Source organism: Psychromonas sp. (assembly GCF_047632995.1).
Lineage (GTDB): Bacteria > Pseudomonadota > Gammaproteobacteria > Enterobacterales > Psychromonadaceae > Psychromonas.
Map to the genome: position 1 here is coordinate 1 of NZ_JBLIEK010000105.1, position 13,449 is coordinate 13,449.

11 protein-coding genes are annotated in these 13,449 nt (G+C 42.1%); all 11 read left to right on the forward strand.

The genetic code is table 11. The annotated features are described in order from the left end of the window. Positions 1–154 precede the first annotated feature (154 nt). Entirely contained in the window at positions 155–952 is a 798-nt protein-coding gene (locus tag ACJAT7_RS14795) for an outer membrane protein OmpK (protein WP_415227572.1), read from the forward strand. 133 nt (positions 953–1,085) lie between these two features. Continuing rightward, positions 1,086–2,420, forward strand: a complete 1,335-nt coding sequence (gene deoA, locus ACJAT7_RS14800; RefSeq protein ID WP_415227582.1) for a thymidine phosphorylase — start codon at positions 1,086–1,088, stop codon at positions 2,418–2,420. A gap of 74 nt (positions 2,421–2,494) precedes the next feature. Continuing rightward, complete coding sequence (locus ACJAT7_RS14805; RefSeq protein WP_415227573.1) at positions 2,495–3,115, forward strand: hypothetical protein; 621 nt, start codon at positions 2,495–2,497, stop codon at positions 3,113–3,115. Between the two features lie 2 nt (positions 3,116–3,117). Continuing rightward, positions 3,118–3,519 carry a cytidine deaminase gene (gene cdd, locus ACJAT7_RS14810; RefSeq protein ID WP_415227574.1) on the forward strand — a complete coding sequence of 134 codons (402 nt, stop codon included), beginning with the start codon at positions 3,118–3,120 and terminating at the stop codon, positions 3,517–3,519. Positions 3,520–3,763: 244 nt separating this feature from the next. After that, positions 3,764–3,931 carry a XapX domain-containing protein gene (locus ACJAT7_RS14815; RefSeq protein WP_415227575.1) on the forward strand — a complete coding sequence of 56 codons (168 nt, stop codon included), beginning with the start codon at positions 3,764–3,766 and terminating at the stop codon, positions 3,929–3,931. A 44-nt stretch (positions 3,932–3,975) separates the two neighbouring features. Beyond that, positions 3,976–5,964, forward strand: coding sequence for a transketolase (tkt, locus tag ACJAT7_RS14820; protein ID WP_415227576.1), 1,989 nt, complete (start codon positions 3,976–3,978; stop codon positions 5,962–5,964). Between the two features lie 29 nt (positions 5,965–5,993). After that, the gene (gene udp, locus ACJAT7_RS14825; protein ID WP_415227577.1) at positions 5,994–6,752 is read left to right on the forward strand and encodes a uridine phosphorylase; all 759 of its coding nucleotides are present in this window, start codon (positions 5,994–5,996) and stop codon (positions 6,750–6,752) included. Between the two features lie 435 nt (positions 6,753–7,187). After that, the gene (gene ushA / locus ACJAT7_RS14830; RefSeq protein ID WP_415227578.1) at positions 7,188–8,849 is read left to right on the forward strand and encodes a bifunctional UDP-sugar hydrolase/5'-nucleotidase UshA; all 1,662 of its coding nucleotides are present in this window, start codon (positions 7,188–7,190) and stop codon (positions 8,847–8,849) included. 144 nt (positions 8,850–8,993) lie between these two features. After that, positions 8,994–10,073, forward strand: a complete 1,080-nt coding sequence (locus tag ACJAT7_RS14835) for a porin (RefSeq protein WP_415227579.1) — start codon at positions 8,994–8,996, stop codon at positions 10,071–10,073. A 42-nt stretch (positions 10,074–10,115) separates the two neighbouring features. Continuing rightward, positions 10,116–12,968 (forward strand): ExeM/NucH family extracellular endonuclease, encoded by a 2,853-nt coding sequence (locus ACJAT7_RS14840; protein ID WP_415227580.1) that lies wholly within the window; start codon positions 10,116–10,118, stop codon positions 12,966–12,968. A 271-nt stretch (positions 12,969–13,239) separates the two neighbouring features. Further along, the coding region (locus tag ACJAT7_RS14845; protein WP_415227581.1) for a hypothetical protein at positions 13,240–13,449 on the forward strand (210 nt) is incomplete at its 3' end.

Sequence of the window (13,449 nt, forward strand, 5' to 3'; positions counted from 1 at the left end):
TTATTGCACTGGATTCGGTTGTCGCAGAGTAACAAGGTTACAGCCAGGCGGCATGGTTAACGCCCTTGGCTCAACAGTATCTCAAATGAAATAGATAACAATAAAGAACATCATTGATGATGTTTATTAACTTAACTTAAATAAGGAAATACCTATGAAAAAGTCACTTTTAGCCCTTAGCGTTTTAGCTTTAGCTTCTACCTCAACGTTTGCTGCAGATCAAAGCGATGGCGATATCCATAAAAATGATTACAAATGGATGCAGGCTAACCTAATGTACTCTGTTAATGAGCTTCCAGGTGAATCAGATCATGATTACCTGGAAATGGAATTCGGCGGTCGCTCGGGAATCTTCGATCTTTACGGTTATGTTGATGTCTTTAATCTAACCAGTAGCGCAGACAGTGATAAAGCAGATGCTGACAGCAAAATATTTATAAAGTTTGCACCGCGTATGTCAATTGATGCAGTAACGGGTAAAGATCTCTCTTTCGGTCCTGTTCAAGAACTATACATTGCTTCAGAAATAGATTGGGATGGTGCTAATGGCGGCGTAAACCAACAAAAAATTGGTCTAGGCTCTGATGTGATGGTGCCATGGTTAGGAAAAATTGGCCTAAACCTCTACGCGACTTACGATTCAAACCTAAAAGACTGGGATGGTTACCAGGTATCAACTAACTGGTTTAAACCTTTCTTCTTCTTTGAAAATGAATCATTTATCTCTTACCAGGGTTACATCGATTACCAATTTGGTGTCGATGATTCTTTCGCTGCACTTAAAACATCTAGCGGTGGTGTTATGTTTAACGGTATCTACTGGCATTCAGATCGTTTTGCTGTGGGTTATGGTCTGAAAGGATATAAAGACGTTTATGCACTTAAAGATGACGGTTTAGCAGGTAAAACTACAGGTTTCAGCCATTACGTAGCGGTAACTTACAAGTTCTAAATAAAAGAACTTAACCCAAACTACTTGCCACCTATGGCAAGTGGTTTGGCTCTTAGCGTAATTTTATTACTTAAGTTCCTTATCGATCGGGAATTTAAGCAATTGAATTGGCATAACTGGAGCCCAAGAGATGATATTACTTCCACAAGAAATTATTCGTAACAAGCGCGATGGCAAAGTCCTAAGCAAACAAGAAATTGATTTTTTTATCAAAGGGATCACCGATAACTCAGTAACAGAAAGTCAAATTGCAGCCTTTGCTATGGCAATCTATTTCCAAGATATGAGCATGGATGAACGGGTTCTACTGGTATCTGCAATGCGTGACTCAGGACAGGTTATAAACTGGCAGTCACTTAATCTGAACGGCCCGGTGGTGGACAAACATTCAACCGGCGGTGTCGGTGATGTTACCTCTTTAATGTTAGGTCCAATGGTTGCTGCCTGCGGCGGTTATGTGCCTATGATTTCCGGTCGAGGCTTAGGGCATACCGGCGGCACATTAGATAAATTAGATGCCATTCCGGGTTATAAAACCACACCGGATAGTGCCGAGCAGTTTCGTCAAATTGTTAAAAATGTCGGCGTTGCCATTATTGGCCAAACAGGCGATTTAGCACCTGCCGATAAACGTTTTTACGCAACGCGTGATATTACCGCGACCGTTGAATCAATTCCGCTGATCACCGCCTCTATTTTATCGAAAAAACTGGCATCCGGACTTGAATCACTGGTGATGGATGTTAAAGCGGGCAGCGGCGCATTTATGCCCACTTATGAGTCATCCGAAGATTTAGCAAAAAGCATTGTTGGCGTTGCCAATGGTGCGGGTTGTAAAACCACCGCCCTGCTGACCAATATGAATCAGGTACTGGCAAGCAGTGCCGGTAATGCGATTGAAGTACGTGAAGCGGTGCAATTTTTAACAGGTGAGTATGTTAACCCGCGTTTACATGAAGTCACCATGGCATTATCTGCTGAAATGCTGGTATTAAGCGGTCTGGCAAAAGATGACCGCGATGCAAAAACAAAACTGCAGGCGGTGCTTGATAACGGTAAAGCGGCTGAAGTCTTCGGCAAAATGGTCTCTGCACTGGGCGGTCCGGCAGATTTTGTTGAAAATTACGATAACTACTTGGAAAAACCGGAAATTATCCGCCCTGTTTATGCGCAGCAATCCGGTTTCGTGCAGTCAATGGATACCCGTTCACTCGGTATGGCAGTGGTTAATATGGGCGGCGGCAGAATGAAATCAACTGACAGTATTGATTATGCAGTCGGCCTAAACCAGTTTGTTGCAATTGGCGATCAGATTGACAGCGATAAACCGCTGGCCATGATCCATGCCCGCAGTGAAGCACAGTTCACAGAAGCTGAGCGCGCAATTCAACGTGCCATTATCTGCGGAACGGATAAGCCGAAATCTGAAACACAGGTTTATCGTCATATACGGTTTCAGGATCTGTAATAAAATCCAGATAATAAGCTAATATATACCCAAAAATCGGGTATATATTAAAGCAGAGATCAAGGAGAATAATCATGGAATTTGATTGGGTAGAGTGGTTTGGCTATTTAGCTTCAATGGTAGTTTTAGTCTCATTAACTATGACTTCAATTATCAAACTAAGGTTGATTAACTTTATAGGTTGTCTACTTTTCGCTTCCTTTGCTTATTTTATAGGTTCAGTACCGACCATTTTTATGAATCTAAGTATTGCCTGTATCAATCTCTATTACCTGTACCAGATGTATCGCAGCAAAGAAGAGTTTAAAATAATTTCAGCTTCTACAAAGTCAGAGTACTTCCAACATTTTATTACCGTTAATCAGGACGATATTGAAAAACAGATAGCGCTGGATAAATTAAAAGAAGCCGATACATCATTTTATATGTTACGTGATAATAATATTGCCGGCGTGCTTGCCGGTAAAATAGAAACAGACGGTGTTTTTATTATTATGCTGGATTACGTCATCCCGAGATATCGTGATTTTAAACTGGGTAGTTATTACTACAACAGCCACCCTGAGTTTATTAAAAACAAAGGAATCAATACATTAAAAGCAATCGCCGCTAATCAGGAGCATTGTTTTTACCTTAAAAAGATGGGCTTTAAACAATCTGAACACGACGCTAACACTTACATAAAGAGGTTATAAAAATGAACTATTTTACACAACTCAATACACTGCTCGACATGTCATACGCCGCCTACTCTGGTTTTAATGTCGCAGCGATTGTAGTTACAAAAGATAATAAGGTCTATAAGGGCGTAAATGTCGAATCAGCCGCCTACCCGACCACTAATTGTGCAGAACGAAATGCGCTGCAGACTGCAGTGACGGAAGGCGCAAAGTTAGGCGATATTAAAGAGGTGCATATCCTAGGGCGCAACTCAGAAAAACTGCTGGTCAAAGCTTTCCCGTGCGGATCATGCCGACAAGTCATTGCCGAGCAGTCTGCTAATGACGCCATGGTTTACTGTTATGGGTCTGAAACTGATGTGGAAACCTTCACTATTGCCGAACTGTTACCTCATGCATTTTTAGGCGCTGAATTATAACGTGCAAATAATTAACCAATAGAACGCGCTTTTGATGGCAATTTAGCAACCAACGGCTTTCCGTAAAAAAGCGCTCGATTGCCATTACAATAACGGCTAACTTTTCGCCCTACTTTCTAACAACACATTTTGTTAACTAAGTAAAAACGATTCTGATAATAATAATTATAGAGATCCAGATCGCATTTTATAGTCCGCTGAATAAATAAACTAATTGCAATTATTCAATTAACAGAGATTCAAAATGCAAGAAATTTTATTAGCTACATTCGCGGGACTTATCGTCGGTCTGCTCTTCTCTTTTTTAAAATTACCGCTGCCAGCGCCACCTGTTTTACCCGGAATTATGGGCATTGCAGGAGTGTATATGGGCGGACTACTGTTCCAACAATATATCAGCAACTATTTATAGTAAGCAGCTGTTAATAAATAACTTAACCTAATCAGGAGAAACAGATGCCTTCTCGTCAAGAGTTAGCCAACGCAATTCGTGCCCTTAGTATGGATGCTATTCAAAAATCAAATTCAGGTCACCCTGGAGCACCAATGGGAATGGCGGATATCGCTGAAGTCCTGTGGCGTGATTTCTTAAAACATAATCCAACTAACCCGCAGTGGGCTGACAGAGATAGGTTTGTTCTCTCTAATGGCCACGGTTCAATGCTTATCTATTCTCTACTGCATTTAACCGGTTATGATCTGTCCATTGACGATATTAAATCTTTCCGTCAACTGCATTCTAAAACACCCGGTCACCCGGAGTTCGGCTACACGGCAGGAGTGGAAACTACAACTGGCCCGTTAGGACAAGGGATCGCTAATGCTGTGGGTATGGCGATGGCGGAAAAATCATTGGCGGCGCAGTTTAACCAACAAGGTCACGATATTGTTGACCATCACACTTATACTTTCTTAGGTGATGGCTGTTTGATGGAAGGCATTTCCCATGAAGCATGTTCACTGGCAGGCACCCTGGGTCTGGGTAAACTGATTGCATTCTGGGATAACAACGGTATCTCTATCGACGGTAACGTTGAAGGCTGGTTCACTGATGATACGCCAGCGCGTTTCAAAGCGTACGGCTGGCAGGTGATTTCAGTTGACGGTCATAACAGCAATGAGATTAAAGCGGCCATTGAAGCGGCTCAGGCAGAAACCACTAAACCCACAATGATCTGCTGTAAAACAATTATCGGTTTTGGCTCACCAGCCAAACAAGGCACACACGATTGTCACGGAGCACCGCTGGGGGCCGATGAAGTTATCGCAACGCGTAAAGCATTAGGCTGGAACTACGGTGATTTTGAAATTCCTGCCGATATCTACACGGATTGGAATAATGCCGCGCAAGGTCAAGAACAAGAGCAATCTTGGGATGAGAAGTTTGCCGCTTATGCTAGCGCTTTCCCGGAACTTGCTCGCGAGTACAAACGCCGTATTAATAACGAATTCCCAACTGAGTGGGAGGCAAAATCAGCACAATATATTACCGATTTACAAGCTAATTCCGCTAATATCGCCACACGTAAAGCATCACAAAACTGTATTGAAGCATTTTCTACCATGTTACCTGAACTACTTGGCGGCTCTGCGGATTTAGCGCCGTCGAACTTAACTATGTGGTCGGGCACAAAAGCGATTACAGCTGATAACGCATCAGGTAACTACCTGCATTATGGTGTGCGTGAGTTTGCTATGTCTGCCATCGTTAACGGTATGGCACTGCACAAAGGTTTCATTCCTTTTGGCGCTACCTTCCTGATGTTTATGGAATATGCACGTAACGGTTTACGTATGTCGGCATTAATGAAGCTGCGTTCTATTCAGGTATTTACCCATGATTCAATCGGTTTGGGTGAAGATGGTCCGACGCACCAACCCGTTGAGCAGATTGCCAGCTTGCGTTTAACGCCTAATATGAACATTTGGCGTCCATGTGACAGTGTGGAATCTGCGGTTTCTTGGAAATCTGCGATTGAACGTCTTGACGGTCCAACATCACTTGTCTTTAGCCGTCAAAATCTGCAACCGCAACCACGTGATGCACAGCAGTTAGCTTCCGTAGCAAAAGGTGGTTATGTGCTGTTAGATTCAGCTACGCCTGCACAGATCATCTTAATCGCAACGGGCTCTGAAGTGCAGCTTGCAGTAGAAGCGCACAAAGAGTTAACCGCGCAAGGTAAAGCGGTACGTGTTGTATCAATGCCTTGTACTGATGTTTTTGAAACACAAAGCGCGCAGTATAAAGAGTCGGTACTGCCGGCCAGCGTTGCAAAACGTATTGCCATTGAAGCGGGTATTGCAGATTACTGGTACAAATATGTAGGCCTGAACGGCAAAGTTATCGGCATGACAACCTTCGGCGAATCAGCACCTGCAGAGCAGCTGTTTGAAATGTTCGGTTTCACTGTTAAAAACGTAGTGGATACTGCTAATCACTTATAAACAAAGAATTTAATCAAAGGAGTTTTACCATGTCAGATGTATTTCACTTAGGCTTAACTAAAAAAATGTTAGACGGCGCGAGTTTGGCAATTGTACCCGGCGATCCGCAGCGGGTTAAAAAAATCGCTGAACTGATGGAAGGTGCAACATTCCTTGCAAGTCACCGCGAATATACCAGCTACTTAGCTTATATCGATGCTAAAGCCGTGGTTATCTGCTCAACCGGTATTGGCGGTCCATCAACCTCTATTGCCGTCGAAGAGTTAGCTCAACTAGGTGTGACTACCTTCCTGCGTGTTGGTACAACAGGGGCCATTCAACCGCAGGTCAATGTTGGCGATGTGATTGTCACACAAGCTTCCGTGCGTCTTGATGGAGCAAGCCTGCATTTTGCGCCGATGGAGTTTCCAGCGGTCGCAGACTTTACCAGTACCACTGCAATGGTTGAGGCTTGTCGTGATGCCGGTATTGAACCGCATATTGGGATTACCGCATCTTCCGATACTTTCTATCCGGGTCAAGAGCGTTACGATACTGTTTCCGGGCGTATCACACGTAAGTTTAAAGGATCTATGCAGGAGTGGCAGGATCTTGGCGTACTTAACTATGAGATGGAATCATCGACGCTATTTACTATGTGTGCTTCACAAGGTTGGCGTGCAGCCTGCGTTGCAGGAGTCATTGTAAACCGCACTCAGCAGGAGATCCCTGATGAAGCGACAATGAAGAAAACGGAAGTGAGCGCAATCTCAATTGTGGTTGCGGCAGCGAAAAAACTGTTGGTTTAAATAGCTCTAGTGATATAGCCCACCTCTCCTTCAGATGTGGGCTATTTACCCAAACCACCTCAAGATGCAGGCGATCAAGCAAGCAGAAAGAGACTCTCCATTTAAATCTGCCTAAACGACTTAAATAATATTTCCAAACCGTTTTTGCATCCCAATTTGCAAAGTAATAGTAAGCACTCCCTATCAGCAAATCTCTTTATAACCTTATATATTGATCATCTAAAAAACTGCATAAATAGAATAAAAACCTCCGAGCAACAGATTTTGTAAGCTGAGCAAATAATCATCGAAAAATAGTTATTCTATTGATTCACCTCTCATTTTATTGATTGCTTAGTAAATAAACTGATTCTATTCAAAGCACGGAATTTTTATAAACAGTAATAATTTTGACACTATTTACTAGTAATATATTTAATTTAAGGGATGAAATTTATGAATAACCAAGGTTTTACACTCGCCAGTTTAGCGTTAGTTATCGCAGCAGGATGCTCAGGTTCCGCCATGGCTGAAACGGCTCCGCATGAGTGGATTGCAGATCAAGACTATAAGCTTACCATTTTGCATACCAATGATAACCACGGCAATTTCTGGCAGAATAAATACGGTGAACGCGGCATGGCTGCACGTGCCACTCTGATCAATAACATTCGCTCGCAAGTAAAAGCTAACGGTGGTTCGCTACTGCTTTTATCAGGTGGAGATATTAATACTGGTGTTCCTGAGTCAGATCTGCAAGACGCTGAGCCTGATTTTATCGGTATGAATATGATTGGTTATGATGCAATGGCAATCGGTAACCATGAATTCGATAATTCACTCGACGTGCTAGCCAAACAAGAGGGCTGGGCAAACTTTCCCTTCCTTGCAGCCAATATCTACAAAGATGGCAAGCGCATGTTTGATGCCTATAAGATCTTTAATAAAGATGGAATCAAGATCGCAGTGATAGGTTTAACCACTGAAGATACGGCTGATATTGGTAACCCGGAATTTATAAAACAGGTCGAATTCAGAGATCCAAAAGTTGAAGCCAAACTCGTTATTGCCGAGCTAAAAGCCAAACATAATCCAGATGTGATTATTGCAGCCACTCATATGGGCCATTACCTCAACGGTAACAACGGATCTAATGCACCGGGCGATGTGCAACTTGCCCGTTACCTTAATGAAGGCTCCCTGGATATGATAATTGGTGGCCATTCACAGGAGCCGGTGTGCATGGAAGGTGTAAATGAGTACGCTGAGTTTAACCCTGGCCAGGATTGTAAACCGGACCTACAAAATGGCACCTATATCGTACAGGCGCATGAATGGGGTAAATATGTAGGCCGAGCTGATTACAGCTTCAAAAATGGCTCATTCACTCTTCAGTCTTATAAGTTAATTCCGGTTAATTTGAAGAAAAAAGTCGAAAATACAGAGGGTAAAAAGGTTCGCGTATTTATTGAAGATGAAATCGCGCAAGAGCAATCTGTATTCAACAAACTAAAACCATTCCAAGAAAAAGGCCAGGCGGCATTGAGTGTGGTTATTGGTCAAAGTAATGGCTTATTACAAGGTGAGCGCAATGTCGTGCGTAATAATCAGACTAACTTAGGACATTTAATTGCCACTGCGCATATGCAGCGTGCTAAATCTGACTTTGCAATTATGAACTCAGGTGGTGTGCGAGCTTCGATTGAGGCGGGTGATATCTCTTATAAAAGCGTATTAACCGTGCAGCCATTTGCCAATATGATCACCTATGTCGAGATGACAGGTAAGGAAGTCATTGCTTACCTCAACGAAGTTGCCACCAAAAGTAAAGACTCAGGCGCCTATGCTCAGTTCGTTGGCATTTCAATGACGGTTGCAAATAAACAGGTCAGCAATGTGGTTATTGGCGGTAAGGCATTGGAGCCAACGGCAACATATCGTTTCACCATTCCATCATTTAATGCAGCAGGGGGTGATGGTTATCCGAACATCTCAGCTCATCCTGCCTATGTCAACACAGGTTATGTCGATGCTGAGGTGTTAAAAGATTATATTCAGACACATTCTCCTATTGATGTCGCTGATTTTGCACCCAAAAATGAAATAACTTACCGCTAACAATAAATTTATTAAGTAAGCAGTCACTTTTAATCCTAGTGAGATCATGATTTAAAAAGTCTAAACGGGAAGTGATTACTTACTTACAACTAACCATAAAACAGCACAATAACGTGCATATAACATTCAATTAAGGATAACAAAATGTTTAAAAAAACAGCCCTTTGCATAGCGCTTTCTGCACTGTTTGTGGGGGTAACTACACAAGCCGCCACTATTTATGAAAAAGACAATGGCGATAACTTAAAACTATATGGAGAAGTCGGGGTTGGCGGCCATATTGGCGCTAATACAGAATACGGTGAATTTTACGATAATGATAAAACGTATATCGACGACAGCTTTGCCACTATGGGCATTAAAGGTCGCTACGACAGCGTTTATTACCGCCTTGAACTCGATTATGAACGTGAAAACTGGGCATATGGCTCAGGTGATATGGTCCTGAGCATAGATAAAATGTTTGTTGGTTATCATCTGACGGACAACCATGCCGTTGAAGCTGGTTTAACCGATACCGCCTTTGATGATTATGATAAATACGGTGATTTAACTTTCGATACCACAGTTGAAACGGGTGAAGCAGGCGATCAAGCGAACACAGTGAAATATGAAGGTCAAATCAGTGATATCAAATTAGGTGTCTCTTATTCTTATCAATCTGAGTCTTCATCTGGTTCCAAGCTAGGCAATGTAATGAATGGTTATGTCGGTTATTTTGGTGACACAGTATCAGCAGTTGTTGGTCTTGAAAAACGTAATGGCTCGGAAGGCGAGTCCAAATATGGCGATCAGCAATTAGTTGGTTTCGGTATGCGTGTAAACGTGACTGATGCGCTGTCGTTGGGTATTAACGGTTATATCGAAGATGAAGATATTGCACAACTAAGTACTGTCATTGTTGATAATTCAATGAATCTAAATGATGACGTAGTCGTCTACAACGATTACCAAACCTTAAGAAATAAAGGCGCTTTGGTGTCCGCGAGTTACAAATTAACCCCTAAATGGGAAGTCACTGGATCTTACAACTTCGAAGAATATGAAGCTTGGGCAATACATAACGATCAGTATGGAAAAGAGGATTACTCTTGGGGCAACGAGCGCACTTGGGCCACATTAGGCGTGAACTTCAGACCTTCCAGCTCAGTAATCTTTGCCCTAGAAGGCAATGTTGGCGAAGCGGCACAGGATGCATACGCTTACGCGCGCGTTTACTTCTAATCAGCTGAAAAATAATTAATAACATAGTTTAAGGAATAATTTATGAAAAAGAAAATCTTAGCACTTGCTATCAGCAGTGTACTTTCAGCAGGCGCACAAGCTGCTATTACCGATATCCTTATCACGGAATATGTTGAAGGAACGGCAAACAATAAAGCGATTGAATTAACAAATACGGGTGCGGAGTATACATTTACAGCAACGGACACTTTGCAATATAGCTCATATGATAATGTTATATATGATGCAGCTAAGGTAAATGTACTTGAAGGCATTACAATCGCTGCCAATGAAACAATAGTGATTGCTAATGGCTCCTCCGAGACTAACCTTACAGATGCAGTGGTCAGTAATGGAGCACGATTATTTCTTACTGGTACCTATGATGAAGCAGGATATAACAGCCTCAACTTCAATGGTGATGACCACGTAGCGCTTGTTGATGATGGCACTATCCTCGATGTGATCGGTAGCGATAGTGACTGGGGCGCAAATAAAACCTTCCGCCGTCGCCTTGAAGAAGGTGGTGCAACACCAGTACAAAAGAGCAGTTATGAGTTCAATAATTGGAACGAAGCTGTACGAGACGTTGCTGGCACTGAAACAAGTGAAAACAATTTCACTGATTTAGGTCTTCCAACACTTTCAGCCTATGTGGTAGCAACAGGTCCAATAGATTTAGAAATGATCCCTGAAGATAACGGTTCATTCAAAGCAACGCTCGCACGTTATGTCGGCCAAACTGTGATCCTGCCACTGGACATCAATCCTGCTGAAACGGGTGATCAGAATATGCGCGTAGCACGTACGTTCAGCTTTGATTATACTAACTTCCGTAACAACATGGTGCTTGCTTATAAGCGTCCCAACATGCAGCCAAACCAGGAAAATGTTGCCGGCAGTGCTGCTGCTGTTGCCACTAATGCGCAGAATAAAGACTACACCCTTCTTATTGAAGCGACATCGAGTCCAAAGGACGGTGAAATTCCGTATTATCCAGAATTCACCACTGATGCGGCAAACAACTATATCCGTATCGATGACAGCGTAATTGGTATGGAAGGTGTGATCTCATACAACAGTTATGATGATAACTATACCTTCACTGTTTCAAATACTGTGACGAGTGCTAATTTCACCCACAATACGCCAAGACAAAACCGTTATGATCTTAAAAAATCCCTCGCTGAGGTCGCCTCTGGTGATATTGAGATTAAAGTTGCTACGCAAAACGTCTTGAACTACTTCAACTCTCCCTTTGGCGGTGCACAAAACAATCATGGTGATAACCGTGGTGCCACCTCTTATTCCGAATACGAGAAGCAAAAAGAAAAAATTGTAGCTGCTATTCGTGGTTTAGATGCTGATATCGTTGGTTTGATGGAGATCGAAAATAACGGTTTTGGTGAAACCGGTGCGATTAATGAGTTAGTAGATGCCATTAATTTAGCCTATGACGAACCTAAACTAAGTAAGGAATCTAAAGACAACTCAACCAGTAATCGTTATGCCTTTATCGGTTTTGACAGTAATGGTGATGTCATTATTGATAGAGAGGATTCAATCGGTTCTGATGCTATTACTTCTGGTATGCTCTATCGTCCAGCAAAAGTGACACTGGATGCGGTGAAAATCATCCCAATGCCATCACAACATGATAAACCTGTTGTGAATGATAATGGTGTTGTGGTCAAAAATTACACCAATTCAGTACTGGAGAGCGGCGATAATTACATGCGCGATTCATTAGCTGCAACATTTCTTGTTAATCAAACCGGTAAAAAACTAACCGTTGCCGTTAACCACCTGAAATCAAAAGGTTCAACTTGTGTTGAAGATTGGGATGGTGTCGAATTTGGCACGATAGAAAAACTCGCCTTTAACAAAGACAAAGCGCTTCTTGAACAGTATGGCTCTAATGATGACCTTCAAGGTAATTGTGAAAACTTCCGTGTTGCCGCAGCTTATCAACTGGGTGAAGAGTTAAATAAGATCAGTGGTGACAAAGTGATCGTGGGTGATATGAACTCCTATGCTCAAGAAGATCCAATGTTAGTCTTAACTGAAAACAGCACGGCTAAAGAGTTGAAAGCGGCACGTAATACCTTTATCGGCAAAACCCCACAGTTCGGTAAAAATGGCAAAGTGATCACAAACAGTTACGGATACTTAAATGCCGTAGGCATGAAAGATGCGGAACATGGGAAAATGAGCTGGAGTTATTCTTACGAGGATGAAATTGGTTCTCTGGATCACATTTTAATCACACCTTCACTACAAGATCGTCTTGTTGATGCGGTCGATTGGCATATTAATGCGCCAGAATCATCGTTGTATGATTATAACGAAGATCGTAAAGGCTCTCACGCCTATGATTTTTATCAAGGCGATGTTTACCGCTCATCAGATCATGACTCTGCAATAATGGTGCTTGGCTACACACCAGGTGAAGCCGACAGCGGTCAACCCGTGCAGCTTACAACAGCAGGTGGATTCATTGATATACCTTACACCATTCCAGCCAATGCTGAAGCGAAAGCGGGTGACATAGCTGAAGTAACCTTAAAAAATCAAGATGACAATGTTTATGTTGATATGAGTAAAATTACTTCACCGAAAGTTGAGATAAGCGAAGATGGCCAAAAGGTAGTACACCTTGAGCTTATTGGTGCTAAATCAAGCTTATATACTGCAACAATGACACTGAAACGCGAGGGTGAAATAGTCCCTAACTCTACAGTGTCAATGACAGTTAGAGTAGCTGGCGCTGATTCTTTAGAGCCTAAAGTTGCTGTGCCAGAATATGATGGTACGGGTGGCGGTGGTTCATTCGGCATGTTCAGCATTATGTCTCTATTAGGTTTTGGCTTCCTGCGCCGCCTTAAAGCAAAATAATAAGATCCCACCTATCTGCCAATCAGCAGATAGGTGTCGAACTGATTTAACTGCAAAAATAGCAATGATATTAAGTAATGGGATAACGCCTTTTATTACTATCTTCCTTATTTGGAAAAATACAGAAGTTAATTTCAACAACACATTTACTTCTCGTAATGAAATCACATTTTAGTTTTGATATTGGTGCGCAGTTATCGAACAGCATGTTAACTATTTAACAAATATTTACATGACGATCTCTCAAATTTAATTAAAGGAATAAATGATTATGAATAAGACTGGTTTTCTAGCAGCCTCGATTGTGATGGCGCTAACGGCTTGTGATAACTCAAGTAATAACACCTCTAGTGGGGAGGTCACAGCGATAGATGGGTATTTATCAAATGCTGAATTATGGGTAGACGTGAATGATAATCTATCTCTTGATAGTGCAGACATTAAGTTAGACTCGAATACCGATACCTCTGGCAAATTTACT